We start from the raw sequence: 21,063 nt of genomic DNA, 5'->3' as shown, positions 1-21,063 counted from the left end.
TGGTACCCAGACCACCTCCGTTCGGCTCGAGCGTGTCGAGAAGCAGAAGCACGCAAAAGCATTTCTCGACTTCGCTCGAAACGAACAGCCGTCGGGACTATTCCCCGCCCAGCGCCAGGTCGATCAGCGCCATGGTCGACGGGTCGAACCCTGTCGCCCCATCGGCCTCGATCGATTTGGCGATTTCCTTGCCCAGTTCCACGCCAAACTGGTCGAAGGGGTTGATGCCCATCAAAACGGCATTGGCGAAGGTGCGATGCTCGTAGAAAGCGATCAGGGCGCCCAAGGCCTCCGGCGTCACATCGTCCAGCAGGATGGTCGTGGACGGCCGGTTGCCGGGATAGGCGCGCGCCGGATCGCCCGCATTCTCCTTGCCGCGCAGCAGCGCCGCACCCTGCGCGAAGCAGTTGACCAGCAGCGCGCGATGATGTGCCGGGTCCAGCACATGGCCCGGCTCGATCGAGGCGATGAATTCGACCGGCGAAATGACCGTGCCCTGATGCAGCAACTGGAACACCGCATGCTGCGCGTCGGTACCCACTCCGCCCCAGGTGATCGGCGCGGTCGGTCCAACGACCGGCTGATTGTCGCGGGTCACGCTCTTGCCGTTGCTCTCCATCTCCAGTTGCTGGAGATAGGAGGGCAACAGCGCCAGCCGTTCGTCATAGGCAAACAGCGCGCGCGTCTGAAGTCCCTGCACCCGCGCATAATATTGATCGACGAACGCCGCGATCAACGGCGCATTTTCCGCGAGCGGGGACAGGCGGAAATGCCGGTCCATCGCCGCCGCGCCTTCCAGCAGGCTTTCGAACGCATCCCAGCCCAGCGCCATGGCAGCCGGGAAGCCGATCGAGGACCAGAGCGAATAGCGTCCGCCCACGCTCTCGGCAAAGGGCAGGATGCGGGTTTCGTCCACGCCCCATTCCATCGCCTTTTCCGGCGCGGCGGTCAGTGCAATCACCTTGCCATAGGGGTCTTCCACGCCCGCCTCGACCATCCAGTTGATCGCGCTCGCCGCGTTCAGCATGGTTTCGCTGGTGGTGAAGGTCTTCGACGCGATCGCGATCAGCGTCGTATGCGGATCGAACCCTTCCAGCGCCCGCTCCAGCGCGGTGCCGTCCACATTGGACACGATCGCCACATCATAACGCACGCCGTCGCCGTCCAGCGCATCGACGATCAGCTTGGGGCCAAGCGCGGACCCGCCGATGCCGATATGCAGGATATGACGGACTTCGCCCAGCGCGCCCGCCTCGATCGCATCGACCAGGCCGCGCATCCGCTGGTGCAGCATCTTGGCATGGGCGACGCTGTCGGCATTGCCCTCGCCGCGTTCGGCGGGATGTTCGGCGGCGCGGCCTTCGCTGTTGTTGACCGCCTGGCCCGCGAACAGCGCGTCGCGCCAACCGGCAAAATCCTGTTCCTGGGCCAGGTCAAGGAAACCGGCCAGCAGATCGTCGGTCAGATGGGTCTTGGACCAGTCGAACCGGATCGGTCCCTGGCTCAGCACCAGTTTGGACAAACGATCGGGATCGGTGGTAAAAATGGATTTGAGGTCAGCTTGCGGGAGCGCGGCGATGGCCGCCAAAGAACTCGGCTGTGCAGGGCTGGTCATGCAATTTCCTCTATGACGTTGGTCGATATCGACGCTGCACCGGTCGATTCCCCCTATGCTTAGCCCAAAGCGGCGCGCTTTGCCCAATGCTTTACAAATCCAAGGACTGCTTGACGCGCTCCGACACAGGCTCCACAAGCCGCCACGGCCGCTTTATCGGCTCATGCAAGGGATCAGACGACACTCCATGACTGCCAAATCGGAAACGCGGGACTTTCTCTGGTTTCTCGCCAAGCTCGGGCTGTTCGTCTTCATCCTGCGCAGCTTCATCATCTCGCCCTTCAACATTCCGTCGGAATCGATGCAGCCGCGCCTGTTGATCGGCGACTATCTGCTGGTGGCCAAATGGCCCTATGGCTATTCGCGCTATTCGCTGCCGTTCAGCATTCCGCTGATCCCCGGCCGCATCCTGGCGTCCACGCCGGAGCGCGGCGACGTGGTCGTGTTCAAGGCCCCGCCGACGCAAAAGAACGACTATATCAAGCGCGTGATCGGGCTGCCCGGCGACATGATCGCGGTGCGCGGCGGAACCGTCTATCTGAACGGTCAGGCCATTCCCAAGCAGAAGGTCGCCGACCTCGTCATTCCGGTTACGCCCAACATGGTCGATGCCGCGACGAAGGAGGGCGCGCCCTCGCCCTGCTATCGCCCCGATTTCGAGGAAGCCGCGCCCGACGGCGGCAAGCAGTGCCGCTATCCGCAGTTCCGCGAGACGCTGCCGGGCGGGAAAAGCTACAATGTGCTCGACCTGCTGCCCGACGGCGCGGCGGACGATCGCGACACCGTGCTGGTGCCGCAGGGGCATCTCTTCATGATGGGCGACAATCGCGATCGCAGCGCCGACAGCCGCTTCCCGGCGGTCGAAGGCGGCGGCATCGGCCTCGTCCCCGAAGAAAATCTGGTGGGCAAGGCGATGATTTCCGTCTTCTCGACCGATGGCAGCGCAAACTGGCTGCTGCCCTGGACCTGGTTCACGGCCGCACGGTGGAGCCGGATCGGGGAAGGCTTTTGAGCAAGCCTGACACAGCATCCTGGTTGAAGGCGCTGATCGGCCGCGCGCCGACCCATCCCGCGCGGTTCGAACAGGCGCTGACCCATGGCAGCGCAAAGGCGGTCAATTATGAGCGCCTGGAATTTCTGGGCGACCGCATATTGGGCCTGCTGATCGGCGAATGGCTTTTCGACCGGTTCAGCGACGAACCCGAAGGCAAGCTGTCACGCCGGTTCAATGCGCTGGTATCGGGCGAAACCTGCGCCGAAGTCGCGCGCAACGCCGGCGTCCCCATCCATATGGTGCTGGGCAAGCAGGCGCGCGACGATGGCGCCGCCGACAGCGACAATGTGCTGGGCGACGTGATGGAGGCGCTGATCGGTGCGCTTTATCTGGAAGGCGGGCTGGAGGAAGCCCGCGCCCTGGTCCGTCGCCTCTGGGGCGACCGGGTCGATACCCAGACCAGCGCGCCGCGGCACCCAAAATCCTATCTTCAGGAATGGGCCGCCGCCAACAAGCGCAAGCCGCCCGAATATGTGCTGACCGACCGATCCGGCCCGCACCACGCGCTGCGCTTCACCGTGACCGTCTCGATCAAGGGCGCCGGCGAAGCGGTGGCGACCGGCGGATCGAAGCAGGAAGCCGAAACGGCAGCGGCCAAGGCGCTGCTGGAGAAACTGGCGGGTTGAATCCGATTTTATGCTATGAGGCGGGTCTGCTTTTGCAGGCCGGCAATGCGTGCGAATGAATGGAATGAATGTGACGGTTGATAACGATAACCAGCGCTGCGGCGTCATCGCCATCGTCGGCGCGCCCAATGCGGGCAAGTCCACGCTGGTAAACGCGCTTGTGGGGCAAAAGGTGGCGATCACCAGCCCCAAGGCGCAGACCACCCGAACCCGCGTGATGGGCGTGGCGATCGAGGGCGATGCGCAACTGGTACTGGTCGACACGCCTGGCGTCTTCGCCCCCAAGCGCCGATTGGACCGTGCCATGGTACAGGCGGCCTGGGGCGGCGCGCAAGGCGCCGACCTGATCGCCATGGTCATCGACGGGAAGGCTGGCCTTGGCCCCAAGCTGGAACCGATCATCGAAGCGCTCAAGCATCGCACCGAACGCAAATGGCTGATCATCAACAAAGTGGATATCGCCACCAAGGAGCGGTTGCTGGTCCACACGCAAAAGCTGAACGATCAGATTGGCTTCGACGAAATCTATTTCGTGTCCGCCGGCACCGGCGACGGCTTGCCCGAACTCAAGGCCGCCTTTGCCAAGGCGATGCCCGAAGGACCGTGGCACTTCCCGGAGGATCAGGTTTCGGACGCCACCGACCGCATGCTGGCCGCCGAAATCACCCGCGAACAGCTTTATCACCAGTTGCACGCCGAACTTCCCTATGCCGCCGCGGTGGATACGGAACAGTATAAGGAGCGTGACGACGGTTCGGTCGAAATTCACCAGCAGATCCTGGTCGGCCGCCCGACCCAGCGCGCGATCGTACTGGGCAAGGGCGGGCAGCGCCTGAAGGAAATCGGGTCGAAGGCCCGCGCCGAACTGGCCAACCTGCTGGGCGTCAAGGTCCACCTCTATCTTCACGTCAAGGTGAAGGAAGGGTGGGAGGATGATCGCAGCATCTATCGCGACATCGGGCTGGACTGGGTCGAATAACCCAGCAAGTCAAAGTAAATCCATCCTTTACATTATGTCGTTACGGCCCCGGTCATGGGACCGAGCCAGAAAATTGCCTTTTCCGTCGGCGTCTCCGTTCTGGGGACGATCGCCATCATGGCCATCGTGTCGGCGATACCCGGCATGTTCATCCCGCTGCGCTATTTCGGGGTCGGCATTTTTTGTTCGGGCAGCATATCGACACCGGTCTGCGTGCTACTTGTCCGTCAAGGTGAGGAAAATCGTCGTCTGCGCGAGGAACTGGAATTGCGCGTGGCCGAACTGGCGCGGCTCGCCGATATTGACGGGCTGACCGGCTTGCTCAGCCGCAACGCATTCTTGCGCCGGGCGGGGCAGATCCATCGCCGGCCGGACAACTGGTATCTGCTGATCGATATCGATCATTTCAAACGCTTCAACGACGATCATGGCCACCAGACCGGCGATGCCGTGCTGCACGATGTTGCCCGCGCCATAGCCGAGGCGCTGCGCCCGACAGACCTGTGCGGGCGGCTGGGCGGCGAGGAATTTGCCGCCTGCCTGATCGATTGTGACGAAGATCAGGCCGAAAGGCGCGCCGAACTCGTCCGCATATCGATCCAGTCGCTGCGGGTGCGCGCCCCTACGGGCGGCGCGGTCCGCGTCACCGCCAGCATCGGCCTCAGCGCGTCCGATCCGGATCACCCGATCGAGGCCAGCCTGCATCTGGCCGACCTTGCCATGTATGCCGCCAAGACGGGCGGGCGCAACCAGGTACGCCGCGCCGCCTGACCGGTTCGCTTACTCGGCTGCTGCCGCCTTTGTCTTCGCCGGCGCCTTCTTGGCGGCGGGCTTCTTGGCCGCGGGCTTCTTTTCAGCCGCATCCTTCTTGGGCGCCGCCTTCTTCTTGGCGGGAGCCTTCTTGCCCTTCTTCGCCGGCGCAGCGGCGGCGCGCGCGTCGATCAGTTGCGCGGCCTCCTCCAGCGTCAACTGGTCCTTGTCCACCGTCTTGGGCAGCGTGGCATTGGTCGTGCCATCGGTGACATAGGCGCCGTAACGGCCCTCCATCAGCTTGATTTCGGCCTCGGTACGCGGATGCGCGCCCAGCACCTTCAATGGTTCGCGACCGCCGCTCGACCGGCCGCCCCGGTTGGCGGCTTCGGCCAGCTTCACGACGGCGCTGTTCATGCCGACCTCGAAAATCTCGGCCGTATTGGCCAGCCGCCCATATTTGCCATCATGCAGCAGATAGGGGCCAAAGCGCCCGATATTCGCCACGATCGGCTTGCCGGTCTCCGGATGCAGGCCGACTTCGCGCGGCAAGCTCAGCAGCTTGACCGCCCAGTCGAGCGTCATCTCGCCATCGGGCAGATCCTTGGGGATGGAGCCGCGCTTGGCCTCCTTGCCCTCACCCATTTCGATATAGGGACCAAAACGTCCCGATTTCCTGACGATATCCTGCCCGGTTTCGGGATGCTGGCCCAGCACTTCCGGGCCCGTGTCGGCCCCCTCGCTGCCACCCGGCTGCCCGAACTTGCGGGTATATTTGCACTCCGGATAGTTGGAGCAGGCGATGAATGCGCCGAAGCGGCCGCCGCGCAGCGACAATTGCCCATCGGCGCACAGCGGGCAGGCGCGCGGATTGCTCCCGTCCGCCTTGGGCGGGAACAACATCGGCTCCAGAAACTTGTCCAGCTCGGCCGTGATGTCGGACGGCTTCTGCTCCATGATTTCGGCCGTCTTGGGCTTGAAATCACGCCAGAAGGCCTCCAGCACTGCCTGCCACTGGGCACGGCCGCCGCTGATGTCGTCCAGCTCGTCTTCCAGCCCTGCGGTAAAGTCATAGGACACATAGCGTTCGAAGAAACGCTCCAGGAAGGCCGTCACCAGCCGCCCGCTCTCCTCGGCAAAGAAGCGGTTCTTCTCGATCCGCACATAGTCGCGGTCTTTGAGCACCTGAAGCGTCGACGCATAGGTGGAAGGCCGCCCGATCCCCAGTTCCTCCAGCCGCTTGACCAGCGACGCTTCGGAATAGCGCGGCGGGGGCTGGGTGAAATGCTGATCGGCCGTGACCTTCTTCTTGGCCGGCGCGTCGCCCTCGCTCATGCGCGGCAGCAGCTTCGAATCATCGTCATCCGAATCATCCCGACCCTCTTCATAGAGGGCGAGGAAGCCGGGGAAGATCACCACCTGCCCGGTGGCGCGCAGCGCATGCTGGCCGGTCTGCTCGACCAGATCGATCGTCGTGCGTTCCAGCCGCGCGGACGCCATCTGGCTCGCCAGCGCGCGCTTGAAGATGAGGTCGTACAGGCGCGCATGATCGCCGCTGCCCACCTTGTCGCGATGGAATTCGGTCGGACGGATGGCCTCATGCGCTTCTTGCGCATTCTTGGCCTTGGTCTGATATTGGCGCGGCTTTTCGGGCAGATAACCGCCGTCATAGCGTTCCGCGATGGCCTTGCGCGCGGCGGAAATGGCGCTGCCGTCCATCTGTACGCCGTCGGTACGCATGTAAGTGATCGCGCCATCTTCGTAGAGCTGCTGCGCGATCCGCATCGTGTGGCTGGCGGAAAAGCCCAGCTTGCGTGCCGCTTCCTGCTGCAACGTCGATGTGGTGAAGGGTGCGGGAGGATTGCGGCTGACTGGCTTCGTCTCGACCTTGTCGACGGTGAAGCGACCGGCCTCCACATCGGCCTTGGCGGCCATGGCGTCGCCTTCCTTGCCGATGGTCAGGCGCTCGATCTTCTCGCCCTTCCAGCGGACGAGGCGCGCGGTGAAGCCCTGCCCGCCCTGCTCCATTTCGGCGGCGACCGACCAATATTCCTGCGGCGTAAAGCTTTCGATCTCGCGCTCGCGCTCCACCACCAGCCGCAAAGCGACCGACTGGACGCGCCCCGCCGATTTCGCGCCGGGCAGCTTGCGCCACAGCACCGGCGACAAAGTGAAGCCCACCAGATAGTCCAGCGCCCGGCGCGCCCGATATGCGTCGATCAGATCCTCGTCCAGCGCGCGCGGCTTGGCCATCGCGTCCAGCACCGCCGCCTTGGTGATCGCATTGAACGTCACCCGCTCCACGACTGACGGCAGCGCCTTCTTGGCACGCAACACTTCCTGCACATGCCAGCTGATCGCTTCCCCTTCGCGATCAGGGTCAGTCGCCAGGATCAATCGGGTCGCCTTCTTCGCCTCATCGGCGATGGCTTTCAGCTGCTTGCCCTTGTCGCCATAATTTTCCCACGACATGGCAAAGCCGTCGTCCGGGTCCACCGATCCATCCTTGGCCGGCAGGTCACGGATATGGCCGTAGCTGGCGAGGACGTGGAAATCGCCGCCCAGATATTTCTCGATGGTCTTCGCCTTGGCGGGCGATTCGACGATGACAAGTTGCATTCAGGCCCCGGTCTTAAAATTCTCTCACGTACACGCGCGAGTGTGGATGGTCGTAATCGGTCGCGTCAAGCTGTGGCGGATGTAGGCAAGAGGCGGCGCCGGCGCCAGTGATTTGCTCATCGCGTGCTTACGCGCCCGCCGGCAAGGCGATCCAGCCGATCCGCCAGTTCCAGTTCCAGCAGCACCGTCTGCACTATGGCGGGCGGCAGGCCGGACAGGCGGATCACCTCATCCACCGGCACGGCCGACGGTCCCAGCAGGCCGATCACCGCCGCCCGATCCCGTTCCGCCACATCGCTCGACACCGGTTCGCCGATGAACGGGAAACTGCCCTGCCGCACCATGCGCGGGTCGATGCTGCCCACCGCTTCCATTATGTCGGCGGCATTCTGGATCAGGGTCGCGCCGTCGCGAATCAACTGGTTGCAGCCCTGCGCGCGCGGATCGAGCGGCGATCCCGGCACGGCCATCACCTCGCGCCCGGCTTCCGCCGCCAGCCGGGCGGTGATGAGCGATCCGGATTTCGGCGCGGCCTCCACCACCACCGTGCCCAGCGCCAGACCCGCAATGATGCGGTTGCGCGCCGGGAAATGACGGGCGAGTGGCTGGGTGCCCGGCGGATGCTCGGTGACGATCAGCCCTTCGCCGGCAATCTGCTCCTGCAACGCGGCATTTTCCGGTGGGAAGGCGATATCGATCCCGCTGGCGATCACGGCGATCGTCCCGCTCTCGATCGATCCGCGATGCGCCTCCGTATCGATGCCGCGCGCCAGTCCCGACACGACCATGGCGCCCCGCTGGCCCAAATCTTGTGCCAATATACGGGCGAAGCGGCAGGCGGCGGCGGACGCATTGCGCGCGCCGACCATGGCGATGCACTGGCCGCCCGCCAGCGCCGCATCGCCGCGCAGGATCAGCGCGGGTGGCGCCCCGTCGAAAGCCTCCAGCAGTGCGGGATAATCAGCATCGCCCATCAGCAGATAGCGAGCGCCCAGCGCCCGGCTCTGCGCGATTTCCTTATCTACCGCGCCGGCATCGGCCACGCTCGCCCGGCCGCCACCGCGCGCCGCCAGATCGGGAATGGCGCGCAATGCCTCGGCCGCCGTACCGAAGCGGGCCATCAACTGGCGATAGCTGACCGGACCGATCCGGGGGGAGCGGATGAGCCGCAGCCGATCGAACCGCTCCCGCTCGCTCATTCGGTGGCGGTCCCGCTCTTTGATCGGCCGATCCTGGGTTCTTCCCCCTTCATCAGCCGGGCGATATTGGCGCGATGGCGCCACAGCACGATCAGGGCGAGCGCGAGGCTGACCGGCACCAGGTCGATCCGCCCGAACGCCCCCATGGCGATCGGGGCACTGATCGCCGCCGCCATGCCGCCGACCGACGACCATCTGGTCCCGAACAGCGCCGCCAGCCACACCGCCGCAAAAATGCAGCCGGCCGGCCAGAACATCGCCGTCACCACGCCCATCATCGTCGCCACGCCCTTGCCACCGGCAAAGCGCAGCCACACAGGATAGCAATGACCGATAAAGGCCATGGCGCCGGCCATCGGCCCGCCACCATCGACCAGCCACGCGCCGATCAGCACCGCCGCCGCACCCTTCAGCAGGTCGAGCAGCAATGTCGCTGCCGCCAGCCCCTTGCGGCCGGTGCGCAACACGTTGGTCGCGCCGATATTGCCCGACCCGATCTGTCGCAGGTCGCCGGCGCCCGTGATGCGGGTCAGGATCAGGCCAAAGGGGATGGAGCCGAGCAGATAGCCCAGCACAAGCACGAAAGCGGGAAGAAGCCAGGGAGGTGTCATGAAGATCGCCAGTATGATTTGCGCGCGACCATAGCGTGACAGGCGCGCGCGGCAATGGGGTTATGACGCGCTTAACGTACCCGCGCCGGATTGCCCACGACGGTGGCGCCCGCCGGCACATCGCGCGTCACCACGCTGCCCGCGCCGATCAGCGCATCGTCCCCGATGGTCACGCCCGGCAGGATGATCGCCCCGCCGCCGATCCACGCATTGCGCCCGATGCGGATCGGCCGGCCCCATTCGATGCCGGTCGCGCGCTCGGCCGGATCGCGCGGATGGTCGGCAGTCAATATCTGGACGCCCGTGCCGATTTGCGTGCCGTCACCGATCGTTACGTCCACCACGTCCAATATGACGCAGTTGAAGTTCAGGAACACGCCATCGCCCAGAAAGATGTTGAAGCCATAGTCGCAATGGAAAGGCGGCCTGATGGTCGATCCCGCGCCTATTCCGCCCAGCCGCTCCCGCAGCAGCGACTCTCGTTCGGGCGGGAGGGTGGCGTTGAACCGCCGCATCCATTCAGCCGCCGCGAGCTGGTCTGCCACGATCTCCGCATCGTTGGCATGATAGGGTTCGCCCGCGATCATCTTCTGCTTCATGCTGCGTTCCGGCACCATCATCTCCCTGATTTTCGCAGGCGAAGTGGCAGCGGCAGGGGGCGGTTTCAAGCGCAGGGCGTTGACACTCCACGCCCATGAAGCGACACAGCCAGCCATGACGGTCGCACCAGACGCTCCCATCCTCTTCTTCGATTCCGGCGTGGGGGGGCTTTCCATCCTGGCCCCCGCCCGCGCGGCATTGCCCACCGCCCGGATCGTCTATGCCGCCGACAGTGCGGGTTTCCCCTATGGCACGAAGAGCGAAGCGGAAATCGCCGCGCGTGTGCCCGCGCTCCTCGGCCGCTTGGTGGAACGCTATCGCCCGCGCCTTGCCGTCATCGCCTGCAACACGGCATCGACCATCGCGCTCCAGCATGTCCGCGCTGCTCTCGACATCCCGGTAGTCGGCACCGTTCCGGCGATCAAACCGGCCGCCCTGCTGTCAAAAAACCGCGTCTTCGGCGTGCTTGGCACCGACGCTACGGTGCGGCAGCCCTATGTCGATCGCCTGGCGGCCGAACATGGCGCGGACTGCACGGTGCTGCGCCATGGCTCGGCTGCGCTGGTGCAACTGGCCGAAGCGAAGCTGCGCGGCGATCCGCTCGATCCGCAAGTCGCCCAAGACGCGCTCAATGGCCTCATCGACCAGCCGGGCGGTGACCGGATGGACATGGTGGTGCTGGCCTGCACCCATTTCCCGCTGGTCGAGCAGGAACTGGCCGCCGCCGCGCCGCACCCGATGGGCTTCGTCCATGGCGGCGAAGGCATCGCCCGGCGCATCCAATATCTGACGCAGGGACAGCTGTGGCCCGACACGCCAGCGCCCGGCACAGCGGTGTTCACCCGTGTCGATGAAAGGCAGGAAGCCCTGCGTCCTGCGCTGGCCAGCTATGGACTGGATCGCATGGACACGCTTTGAAAAGCCATGGGCCTTTTGTCCAATGGTCAATGGGGACGATCAGTCTGATAGGTATTTCTCCCTAAAGTTGCGAGCGGTTATCGCTGGTAATGCCGGGTCTGCGCGGGTAAATGCGGCATCGGGCAAGAGGATGGCGCAGCGAAAAACAACAGCGCGCGAATGAAACGGGAAGAAGCGTAGTGAACTACAAGCACATCTTTTCGCAGGCGATCGACCGGCTCCATGAAGAAGGTCGCTATCGCGTGTTCATCGATATCCTCCGCAATCGCGGGGCCTATCCCAACGCTCGCTGCTTCCACGGCCATAACGGTCCCAAGCCCATCACCGTCTGGTGTTCCAACGATTATCTCGCCATGGGCCAGCATCCCAAGGTCGTCGCCGCGATGGAAGAAGCGCTGCACGATGTCGGTGCCGGTTCCGGTGGCACCCGCAATATCGGCGGCAACACCCATTATCATATCGACCTGGAAGGCGAACTGGCCGACCTGCATGGCAAGGAAGGCGCCCTGCTCTTTACGTCGGGCTATGTTTCGAACGAAGCGACGCTCTCCACCCTCGCCAAGCTGCTGCCGGGCTGCATCATCTTCTCCGACGAACTGAACCACGCCTCGATGATTGCGGGCATCCGCAATTCGGGCTGCGAAAAGCGCGTGTTCCGCCACAATGACGTCGATCATCTGCGTGAATTGCTGGCGGCCGAAGACCCCGAAGCGCCCAAGCTGATCGCCTTTGAGAGCGTCTATTCGATGGATGGCGACGTCGCGCCGATCGCGGCAATCTGCGATCTTGCTGACGAGTATAATGCGCTCACCTATCTGGACGAAGTCCATGCCGTCGGCATGTACGGTGCGCGCGGTGGCGGCATTTCGGAACGCGATGATGTTGCCGACCGCCTGACCATCATCGAAGGCACGCTGGGCAAGGCGTTCGGCGTGATGGGCGGTTATATCGCCGCCGACCAGATGATCATCGACGTGATCCGCAGCTACGCGCCCGGCTTCATCTTCACCACCTCCTTGTCCCCGGTGCTGGTCGCCGGCGTGCTGGCAAGCGTGCGCCACCTCAAGGCATCGAGCGAAGAGCGTGAGGGCCAGCAGGCATCCGCTGCCAAGCTCAAGCAGTTCATGCGCGACGCCGGCCTGCCGGTCATGGACTCGGTCACGCATATCGTGCCGCTGATGGTCGGCGACCCGGTCAAGGCCAAGCGGATCAGCGACATATTGCTGGCCGAATATGGCGCCTATGTGCAGCCGATCAACTACCCCACCGTCCCCCGCGGCACGGAGCGCCTGCGCTTCACCCCCGGCCCCGCCCATACCGAAGAGATGATGCGCGACCTGGTGTCGGCACTGGCGGAAATCTGGGACCGTCTGGACCTGGAAAAGACGGCGCGACAGGCGGCTTGATGGGGATGGGGAGAGATGTCGTCTCTCCCTTGCACTTCCCTGCCACCGTTGCTCAGGACGGACGGGTGTAGGGATCAGATAATCCTCAAATCCGGATCAATCCACCCCGCATCGCATAACCGCGATACAATGTCCGGTTGTGCGGAAAGCCGCCCATCTCCTGTGCCAGCCGCTCGATCGCAGGCGCCAGTTCCCGGCGTGGTGACACATGAAATTTCCCCAACCACCCGAACAACGCTCGCTTCCACAGCGCCGGCAGTGCCTCCTGCTGGCCGAAATCGACAATTTCCAGCTTGCCACCCGGCGCCACGCAGCGCGCCGCCTGCGCCAGCGCCATTTCCCATTCCGGGATCATGGACAGCGCGTAGCTGATGAACACCCGCTCGAACGTCCCGCGACCAAAGAGCGCCCTCGCATCGAACCCGCAGGCATCGCCCTGCGCCAGCACGACCCGTTCGCCCATGCCCGCCTTGGCCACCGACGCCCGCGCCGTTTCCAGCATCGCCTCGCTGATATCGATGCCATAGAGCTTCGCTTGCGGCCAGGCCTTGCCTACCGCGATCAGGTTGCGGCCGGTGCCGCAGCCAATCTCCATCACGGCGCCGCCCGCCGGCGGATCGAGGTCTGCGATCAGCCCGTCGCGACCCAGCAGATAATATTTGCGGGTAAGGTCGTAAATATGCCGCTGGTAGCGATAGACCCCGTCCATCAACTGGCTATGGCCACTCATCATAGGCCCTTCAGCACATAGAGATGCACGCCGCCATAAATGGCCGACCGGTCGCGCGCCGTATAATCGAGCGATGCTTCCGCCCGATAGTCCCAGCGGTTCAGCACGTCGTCGACCACACGGCCCGGCAATATGCTCGGTTCCCCGGCGGTCCGGAACAGCACGCGCCCGCCTGGCCTGGCCGTCCTGGTGATCTGCGCCCATAGTGCGTTCAACTGGTCGTCGTTCATCCAGTCCTGCGCATCGAGCAGGATATAGCGGTCGCAGGTCGCATCCGGCTGGCTGGCAAGGAAGTCGGTGAAGTTGATATGGCGCACCTCGACCCGATCGGCCCGCGCCCGCACGGCATTGTGGTTCGTCGCCTGCAAATAGGGCGGCAACGGCCCCTCGCCTCCGGCATAGCCACGGCCAAACGCCTGCACGGCAAAATAATTGTCCTTCATGTCGAAATCGCAGGCCAGCTTCTTCAGCCGCGCCTTCAATACCGTATCCATCCGGTCGTCACCCGCCAGCGCCTCGAACTGCGCGGGCGGGATGCCCAGGCCAAAGAGCGAAGCGGGCTGGCTGGTCAGCCACCGCACGAACCCCTTGTCGAAGATCGGCGCAAGCTCCCGTTCGAAAATTTCGCGCTGCTCCTCGCGGTTGCGGGCGTCCAGCATCCGCTTGGGATTGATGCCATGCACCCGCGCCAGCAGATGCGCGGCACCGATGAAGCGGCCCAGCAACCCATGCTTGTAGATGCCGCGGGCAAAACCGCCGATACGACGGCGACCGATCAGGTCGCGCCCCTCCCAATAGCGGCGCGTGGCTTCATCCAGATGCGGTGCAACCACATCCTTATAGGCGGCGACATTCGCCTTATTGTCGGCCTGTGCGAAGAAGCGGTGGAAGGCGGCATGGTCTGGCAGGGTCCGCGCCGCCGCGAGCTTCAGCTTGTTGAGCGCGATATGCGCGGTGTTGAGGTCCACGGCCGTAATCTTCGCCGGATCGGCGGTCAGGTAGGACAGGACGTTGCAGCCGCCCGACGCGATCGTCACCACATGGCTGTCGGGCGCGATGGCCAGCGCTTCCATATCCACCGCCGGGTCTTCCCATATCTGCGCATAGACAAGGCCCCGAAAGGCGAAGGTGAAGGCCCGCTCCAGCAATCCCTGCTTCGACAGATGGCGATGGCGGTGCACCGCATTGGTGATTTTGGTATGGGCGGTCATAGCCATGGCGCACTCCTCGATGCCGGGTGGTTCCCGCGCCGATAGGGCAATGGCGTGTCGCCTGCATGACCGCGCGATGACGCGACGATGACGCCCCTTGCGGAACCGGGACGCCCCATCCCATCTTTTGCACCTATGGCCCATTGGATCGAACCGCACCCTACCGGCATCTATGTTCGCCCCGCCGATGCGTGGATCGACCCATCCCAACCGCAGGAACGCGCCCTGGTGACTCACGGCCATGCCGACCATGCCCGCGGCGGCCACGGACATGTCTGGGCTACGCGCGAAACATTGGCGATCATGGCCCTGCGCTATGGCACGGCCAGCGGCACGGCGGTCGACTATGGGGAGGAAGTACGGATGGGCGGCGTCACGATCCGCTATGTGCCTGCGGGGCATGTCCTGGGATCGGCGCAGATCGTGCTGGAGCATGCTGGCGAGCGCGTGGTCGTCACCGGCGATTACAAGCGCCGTCCGGACCCGACCTGCAAAGCCTTCGAACCCGTGCCTTGCGATATTTTCGTGACGGAGGCGACCTTTGGCCTTCCCGTCTTCCGCCATCCCGACGCCGGCGGAGAGATGGACCGTTTGCTCGGCGCGCTCCATGCCAATCCGGAGCGTAGCGTGCTGGTCGGCGCCTACGCGCTGGGCAAGGCGCAGCGGGTCATTTGCGAACTGCGCGCGCGCGGTCACCGCGACCCCATCTATATCCACGGCGCGATGGAACGAATGTGCGCGCTGTACGAAGATTTCGGCATCGACATGGGCGAATTGCGGCCGGCCACCGGCGTTGCCGCCAGGGACATGCGCGGACACATCATCATCTCGCCGCCGTCGGCCCTCAACGATCGCTGGAGCCGCCGCCTGCCCGATCCCATCACCGCCATGGCGTCCGGCTGGATGCGGGTACGCCAGCGCGCGCGGCAAAAGAATGTGGAGTTGCCGCTGGTCATATCCGACCATGCAGACTGGGACGAATTGACCGATACCATCCGCGAGGTCGCGCCGACCGAAACCTGGATCACCCACGGCCGCGAGGACGCGCTGCTCCACTGGTGCATGACCCACCAGATCAGGGCGCGCGCCCTCGCACTTGTCGGCCGCGAAGAGGAGGATGAGGGGTGATGTCTGACAAACCATCCCATCCGTTCGGTTCGATCCTGGCGAAAACCCTCGCGCACCGGCTTTCGACAGGCTCGAACCGGACGGGAGATCGCACATGAGGCCATTCTCCCAACTCCTCGACGCGCTTGTCTATACGCGATCGCGCAATGCCAAGCTGGACCTGATCGCCGCCTATATGCGTGCCGCGCCCGATCCGGACCGGGGCTGGGCGCTGGCCGCCCTGACTGGCAGCCTGGACCTGAAAACCGTCAAATCCTCTGCCATCGGCGACATGATCCGCGCCCGCACGGATCCGGTCCTCTACGAAATGAGCCGCGATTACGTCGGCGATCTTGCCGAAACCGTCGCGCTGCTCTGGCCCAAGCGTGGAGACCAACCGGCCGAACTGGATGATGGCTCGCTCAGCCTGTCCGCCGTGATCGACCGCCTCCATGGCGTCAGCCGCGCCGCCGCGCCGGATATGCTGGCGCAGATGATGGATCATCTGGATTCGTCCGGGCGTTTCGCCCTGCTCAAACTCGCCACCGGCGGCCTGCGCGTCGGCATCTCGGCCCGCCTCGCCAAGACCGGTTTCGCGCAGGCCTTCGGCCTGGATGTGGACGATGTCGAACAGGTCTGGCACGCCCTTGCCCCGCCCTATACTGCGCTGTTCGACTGGGCAGAAGGCCGCACCACCCGCCCCGATCCTGAAGGCACGCCCTATTTTCGTCCCTTCATGCTGGCCCATCCGCTGGAGGCCGACAGCGTCGATCTGGCCGATTATGCCGCAGAATGGAAATGGGACGGCATCCGTATCCAGATCGTCGGCACCGGCCGTGAAACCCGCCTGTACAGCCGCGCCGGCGATGACATCAGCGGCAGCTTCCCCGAAGTCGCGCAGGCCTTCACCGGCCATGCTGTGCTCGACGGCGAATTACTGGTGCGCGGTGAGTTTCAGGGCGGGGAAGCCGCCAGCTTCAACGCGCTCCAGCAACGCCTGGGGCGCAAATCCGTCACTGCCAGGATGATGGCCGACTATCCCGCTTTCGTCCGCCTCTACGACCTCTTGATCGAAGGCGATGAAGACCTGCGCGCCCTGCCATGGGAACGGCGCCGCGCCCGACTTGAAGCCTATATGCCGCAGCTGTCGCCCGACCGGTTCGATATCTCCGCCGTCATCGATGCGTCCGATTTCGATGCGCTTGCCGACATCCGCGCCGGCGCCCGCGACGCCGCGATCGAAGGCGTGATGCTCAAGCGCCGCGACAGCCCCTATGTCGCGGGGCGCAAGGCGGCGCTCTGGTATAAATGGAAGCGCGACCCGCTGACCGCCGATTGCGTGATGATGTATGCCCAGCGCGGCCATGGGAAACGCTCTTCATTCTATTCGGACTATACGTTCGGCTGCTGGACGCCCGATGGCGAGTTGCTGCCGGTGGGGAAGGCCTATAGCGGCTTCACCGACGAGGAACTGAAATGGCTGGACCGGTTCGTCCGCCAGAATACCGTCAACCGCTTCGGCCCGGTGCGGGAAGTGGAAAAGACGCTGGTGCTGGAAGTCGCGTTCGATTCCATCCACGACAGCAAGCGCCACAAGTCCGGCCTTGCCATGCGTTTCCCCCGCATCGCCCGCATCCGCAAGGACAAGCCGGCGCATGAAGCAGACAGGGTGGACGGCCTTAGGAAGCTCATCGTTTAGCCTGCCTGTCGACACTCTGACTTTGCTCTGTCACGCGACGTCCCTATATGGGCGCTTTCGCGCGTCCGGCGCGACACGGATATGGAGAAGCAATTGAGCAAGGTTCTGGTCATCGGCGCAGGCGGCGTCGGTTCCGTCGCGGTCCACAAGATGGCGATGAATCCCGATATTTTCAGCCATATCACGCTGGCCAGCCGCCGCCTTGTCAGCTGCGGAAAGGTCGCCGAATCGGTGAAGGCACGCACCGGCGTAACCATCGACGTGGCGCAGGTGGACGCCGACAATGTCGAAGAGACGATCGCGCTCATCGAAAAGGTGCAGCCCAAACTGGTCGTGAACCTGGCGCTTCCCTATCAGGATCTGGCGATCATGGACGCCTGCCTTGCGACCGGGACCGACTATCTCGACACCGCCAATTACGAGCCGCGCGACACCGCCAAGTTCGAATATAGCTGGCAGTGGGCCTATCAGGACCGTTTCAAGGAAGCGGGCATCACGGCCCTGCTGGGGTCTGGCTTCGACCCCGGCGTTACCAGCGTGTTTGCAAGCTACATCAAGAAGCATCTGCTCGACCGGATCGACACGCTCGACATTCTCGATTGCAATGGCGGCGACCATGGCCAGCATTTCGCGACCAATTTCAACCCGGAAATCAACATCCGCGAAGTGACCGCCCCGTCGCGTCACTGGGCCAATGGCGCATGGGTCGAAGGGCCGGCCCTGAGCCATAAGCAGGAATTCGACTTCGATCAGGTCGGGCCGAAGAACATGTACCTCATGTATCATGAGGAACTGGAAAGCCTCGCCACCCACTATCCCGAAATTCAGCGCATCCGCTTCTGGATGACCTTCGGCGACGCTTACCTCAAGCATCTGGAAGTGCTCCAGAATGTCGGCATGACCCGCATCGATCCGGTCATCTACAATGGGCAGGAAATCATCCCGCTCCAGTTCCTGAAGGCCGTTCTGCCCGAACCGTCGAGCCTGGGGTCCACCACCAAGGGCAAGACCAATATCGGCGACATCGCCACCGGGCAGAAGGATGGTCAGGAAAAGACCGTCTATATCTATCAGGTGTGCGACCATGAAGACGCCTATGCCGAAACCGGCAATCAGGCAGTCAGCTACACCACCGGCGTCCCCGCGATGATCGGCGCCGCGCTGATGCTGACCGGTGCGTGGAAGCAGCCGGAAGGCGGCGTGTTCAACATCGAACAGTTCGATCCCGATCCCTTCATGGATATGCTGAACAAGCATGGCCTGCCCTGGCAGGTGAAGGAACTGGACGCGCCGCTGGCGTTCTGACGGTCCCGGAAGGGATCGTCATCCCAGCGAAGGCTGGGATCTCATGCGGCGTTGCCGTGCCCTATCGCCTGAGACCCCAGCTTCCGCTGCGGTGACGGAGTATATCGTTATGGAAACCCGCGCCGGCGATCCCGCCGCTTTCGCTCATTTCGACCTGTACCGCGTCCCCTCGCCCGCCTTCGTGGTGGATGAGGCTGCGGTGCGCCGCAATCTCGCTGTCCTGCGCGACATAGGCGAGCGCGCGGGCATCAAGGTGCTGGGCGCGCTCAAGGCCTTTTCCATGTGGTCGCTGGGCGGCGTGGTCGGCGAATATCTCGACGGCGTCTGCGCGTCGGGCATCTACGAAGCGCGCCTCGGCCGCGAGGAATATAAGGGCGAAGTCGCTACCTATTGCGCGGCCTACAAGCCCGACGACCTGGCAGACATCCTCAAGATTTCCGACCATGTCATATTCAACAGCCCCGGCCAGATCGCGCGCCTCAAGCCCGTGATCGACGCGGCTCGCGCGGATGGCCGCGTCTTCGACATCGGCCTGCGCCTCAACCCCCTCAATCCGGAGGGGGAAGTGCCAAAATATGACCCGTCGCAACCGCATAGCCGCCTCGGCTTTCCGATCGACCAGCTTCGCGCGGAGCATCTCGTGGGCGTGGACGGGCTGCACGTCCACAATCTGTGCGAACAGGATCTTGGCCCGCTCGAACGCACCTGGGCGGCGATCGAACCCCATGTCATGCCCCATGTCGCGGGCCTGAAATGGCTGAACTTCGGTGGCGGTCACCATGTCACCCGTGCCGACTATCAAATCGACGACCTCGTCGCCTTCCTTCAACGGATCAAGGCGCAGACCGGCCTTGAACTCCATATAGAGCCGGGCGAGGCGATGGCGCTGGACGCCGGCATCCTCATCGGCGAAATCCTGGACGTGATCGACAACGGCATGCCCGTCGCCATCACCGACATCAGCGCCACCTGTCACATGCCCGACGTGATCGAGGCCCCCTATCGCCCCGCCATGCTGCATGAACCGGAGGACGGGGCGGTAACTCGACTCGGTGGCCCCTCCTGCCTCGCCGGTGACATCATCGGCGACTATCGGGTCCCCGGCGGCGCGGAGCCGGGCGCGCGCATCGCCTTCCTCGACCAGGCTCATTATTCGATGGTGAAGACCAACACTTTCAACGGCGTACCCCTGCCGGCCATCTGGCTCTGGAATTCGAACACCGACGAACTCAAGCAAATCCGCGCCTTTTCCTACGCGGATTTCAAGGCCCGTCTCTCCTGACGCACGTTTCGTAGCGGAGCGCGCAACAAAATTTTCACATGCGCTTTACAGGGGGGACACTGCCGCATATACGGACCGTCCGCTGCCCCATGGGACTTCCACCGCAAGGCAGCTTTCGCCCTGAACTACACTGGAGGTCCCTTGAATTGCACAAGCATCCTAGCGCGCTGGGGGTAGCAACCGCCCTCAAACCGGCAGCACCGGTAACGCTGATTCGCCCCGAAGCCGCCGGTCGGGCCGCCCGCTTCTTTACGGAGAAGTTTCCGGGCCGGTCGCTCTATGCGGTCAAGGCGAATCCGTCTCCTGATCTGATCCGCACGCTGTTCGCATCGGGCATCACGCATTTCGACGTGGCCTCGATTGCCGAAGTGCGCCTGGTCGCCGAGACGCTTGCTGGTGAGGAAGGCGTCAAGCTGTGCTTCATGCACCCGGTCAAGGCCGAGGAAGCAATCGCACAAGCCTATCATGACTATGGCGTGCGTACCTTCTCGCTCGACACGATCGACGAGCTGGAAAAGATCATGCGCGCCACGGGCGATGCGACCGATCTGGAGCTGTGCGTTCGTCTGCGCGTCTCGTCCGAACATTCGGAACTCAGCCTCGCGTCGAAATTCGGCGCGGAATTGGGCGAAACCCGCGAATTGCTGATGGCCACCCGTCAGGCGGCCGATGCGCTCGGCATCTGCTTCCATGTCGGCAGCCAGGCGATGAGCCCGCAGGCCTATAGCGATGCTATCGAGCGCGTGCGCGCCGCGATCGTGGATGCGGCCGTCACGGTCGACATCATCGACGTCGGCGGCGGCTTTCCGTCCATCTACCCCGGCATGGAGCCGGTCGCGCTCGAAAATTATTTCGAAGCGATCCACCGTGGCTTTGAAAGCCTGCCGGTCAGCTATTCGTCGGAACTGTGGTGCGAACCCGGTCGCGCGTTGTCGGCCGAATATAGCTCCATCATCGTCCGGGTCGAACGCCGCCGCGGCAGCGAACTCTACATCACCGACGGTGCCTATGGCGCCTTGTTCGACGCCGCGCATATCGGCTGGCGCTTCCCCGTGGCCCTGCTGCGTGAGGATGAGAGCGAGGAGGACGTCACCGGTTTCTCCTTCTACGGCCCGACCTGCGACGACATGGACCATATGGTCGGCCCCTTCATGCTCCCGTCGGACGTGAAGGTTGGCGACTATATCGAAATCGGCATGCTCGGCGCCTATGGTGCCGCGATGCGCACCGGCTTCAACGGCTTCACGTCGGAAGCCACGATCGAGGTGGAGGATGAGCCGATGGCCAGCCTCTATACCGAGGTGGTCCCGGTCCGCCGTCGCGCAAACGTCATCAAGCTGGGCTAGGCGCCG

The 21,063-nt window shown here is 64.0% G+C and carries 18 protein-coding genes; 11 read left to right on the top strand and 7 right to left on the bottom strand.

The features are described from left to right. Window positions 1-97: 97 nt before the first annotated feature. Window positions 98-1,615, bottom strand: coding sequence for a glucose-6-phosphate isomerase (pgi, locus tag AC07UX_RS04800; RefSeq protein ID WP_495190830.1), 1,518 nt, complete (start codon window positions 1,613-1,615; stop codon window positions 98-100). 187 nt (window positions 1,616-1,802) lie between these two features. Here pgi and lepB point away from each other — a divergent pair, with 187 nt between their 5' ends. The 4 genes from lepB (at window position 1,803) to AC07UX_RS04780 (ending at window position 5,045) form a co-directional block, all read left to right on the top strand. After that, window positions 1,803-2,627 (top strand): signal peptidase I, encoded by an 825-nt coding sequence (gene lepB, locus AC07UX_RS04795; protein WP_495190829.1) that lies wholly within the window; start codon window positions 1,803-1,805, stop codon window positions 2,625-2,627. Then, window positions 2,624-3,295, top strand: a complete 672-nt coding sequence (gene rnc / locus AC07UX_RS04790) for a ribonuclease III (protein ID WP_495190828.1) — start codon at window positions 2,624-2,626, stop codon at window positions 3,293-3,295. Before lepB ends, rnc begins: the two co-directional genes overlap by 4 nt. 70 nt (window positions 3,296-3,365) lie before the next feature. Beyond that, window positions 3,366-4,274 (top strand): GTPase Era, encoded by a 909-nt coding sequence (era, locus tag AC07UX_RS04785; protein WP_495190827.1) that lies wholly within the window; start codon window positions 3,366-3,368, stop codon window positions 4,272-4,274. A gap of 54 nt (window positions 4,275-4,328) precedes the next feature. After that, the gene (locus AC07UX_RS04780; protein ID WP_495190826.1) at window positions 4,329-5,045 is read left to right on the top strand and encodes a GGDEF domain-containing protein; all 717 of its coding nucleotides are present in this window, start codon (window positions 4,329-4,331) and stop codon (window positions 5,043-5,045) included. A 9-nt stretch (window positions 5,046-5,054) separates the two neighbouring features. On the opposite strand, the gene topA is transcribed toward AC07UX_RS04780, so the two are convergent. The 4 genes from topA to AC07UX_RS04760 all read right to left on the bottom strand — a co-directional run bounded on the left by topA (window position 5,055) and on the right by AC07UX_RS04760 (window position 10,052). Next, the gene (topA, locus tag AC07UX_RS04775; RefSeq protein WP_495190825.1) at window positions 5,055-7,643 is read right to left on the bottom strand and encodes a type I DNA topoisomerase; all 2,589 of its coding nucleotides are present in this window, start codon (window positions 7,641-7,643) and stop codon (window positions 5,055-5,057) included. A 116-nt stretch (window positions 7,644-7,759) separates the two neighbouring features. Next, window positions 7,760-8,842 (bottom strand): DNA-processing protein DprA, encoded by a 1,083-nt coding sequence (gene dprA, locus AC07UX_RS04770; RefSeq protein WP_495190824.1) that lies wholly within the window; start codon window positions 8,840-8,842, stop codon window positions 7,760-7,762. After that, on the bottom strand, window positions 8,839-9,453 hold the full coding sequence (gene plsY, locus AC07UX_RS04765) for a glycerol-3-phosphate 1-O-acyltransferase PlsY (RefSeq protein WP_495190823.1): 615 nt from the start codon (window positions 9,451-9,453) through the stop codon (window positions 8,839-8,841). The genes dprA and plsY overlap by 4 nt, the downstream gene beginning before the upstream one ends. A gap of 71 nt (window positions 9,454-9,524) precedes the next feature. Continuing rightward, window positions 9,525-10,052, bottom strand: a complete 528-nt coding sequence (locus AC07UX_RS04760) for a sugar O-acetyltransferase (RefSeq protein WP_495190822.1) — start codon at window positions 10,050-10,052, stop codon at window positions 9,525-9,527. A 115-nt stretch (window positions 10,053-10,167) separates the two neighbouring features. Here AC07UX_RS04760 and murI point away from each other — a divergent pair, with 115 nt between their 5' ends. Both murI and hemA read left to right on the top strand, forming a co-directional pair. Then, window positions 10,168-10,971 (top strand): glutamate racemase, encoded by an 804-nt coding sequence (murI, locus tag AC07UX_RS04755; protein WP_495191790.1) that lies wholly within the window; start codon window positions 10,168-10,170, stop codon window positions 10,969-10,971. 179 nt (window positions 10,972-11,150) lie between these two features. Continuing rightward, on the top strand, window positions 11,151-12,377 hold the full coding sequence (gene hemA, locus AC07UX_RS04750) for a 5-aminolevulinate synthase (RefSeq protein ID WP_495190821.1): 1,227 nt from the start codon (window positions 11,151-11,153) through the stop codon (window positions 12,375-12,377). 85 nt (window positions 12,378-12,462) lie between these two features. On the opposite strand, the gene AC07UX_RS04745 is transcribed toward hemA, so the two are convergent. Together AC07UX_RS04745 and AC07UX_RS04740 are read right to left on the bottom strand one after the other, a co-directional pair. Further along, window positions 12,463-13,107, bottom strand: coding sequence for a class I SAM-dependent methyltransferase (locus tag AC07UX_RS04745; protein WP_495191789.1), 645 nt, complete (start codon window positions 13,105-13,107; stop codon window positions 12,463-12,465). Continuing rightward, on the bottom strand, window positions 13,107-14,324 hold the full coding sequence (locus AC07UX_RS04740) for a BtaA family protein (RefSeq protein ID WP_495190820.1): 1,218 nt from the start codon (window positions 14,322-14,324) through the stop codon (window positions 13,107-13,109). The genes AC07UX_RS04745 and AC07UX_RS04740 overlap by 1 nt, the downstream gene beginning before the upstream one ends. 129 nt (window positions 14,325-14,453) lie before the next feature. On the opposite strand from AC07UX_RS04740, the gene AC07UX_RS04735 reads away from it, so the two are divergent. From AC07UX_RS04735 to AC07UX_RS04715, 5 genes are all read left to right on the top strand, one after another. After that, entirely contained in the window at window positions 14,454-15,446 is a 993-nt protein-coding gene (locus AC07UX_RS04735; RefSeq protein ID WP_495190819.1) for a ligase-associated DNA damage response exonuclease, read from the top strand. 94 nt (window positions 15,447-15,540) lie between these two features. Further along, the gene (locus AC07UX_RS04730; protein WP_495190818.1) at window positions 15,541-17,124 is read left to right on the top strand and encodes a cisplatin damage response ATP-dependent DNA ligase; all 1,584 of its coding nucleotides are present in this window, start codon (window positions 15,541-15,543) and stop codon (window positions 17,122-17,124) included. Window positions 17,125-17,217: 93 nt separating this feature from the next. Further along, on the top strand, window positions 17,218-18,429 hold the full coding sequence (locus tag AC07UX_RS04725) for a saccharopine dehydrogenase family protein (protein WP_495190817.1): 1,212 nt from the start codon (window positions 17,218-17,220) through the stop codon (window positions 18,427-18,429). 109 nt (window positions 18,430-18,538) lie between these two features. Beyond that, window positions 18,539-19,711 carry a carboxynorspermidine decarboxylase gene (locus tag AC07UX_RS04720; RefSeq protein WP_495190816.1) on the top strand — a complete coding sequence of 391 codons (1,173 nt, stop codon included), beginning with the start codon at window positions 18,539-18,541 and terminating at the stop codon, window positions 19,709-19,711. A gap of 146 nt (window positions 19,712-19,857) precedes the next feature. Continuing rightward, the gene (locus AC07UX_RS04715) at window positions 19,858-21,057 is read left to right on the top strand and encodes a type III PLP-dependent enzyme (protein WP_495190815.1); all 1,200 of its coding nucleotides are present in this window, start codon (window positions 19,858-19,860) and stop codon (window positions 21,055-21,057) included. The last annotated feature ends 6 nt before the right edge of the window (window positions 21,058-21,063 follow it).

The sequence above is a fragment of the Sphingobium sp. GW821-FHT02B05 genome (genome assembly GCF_059421905.1).
This window is presented reverse-complemented; position numbering and strand designations above follow the sequence as displayed.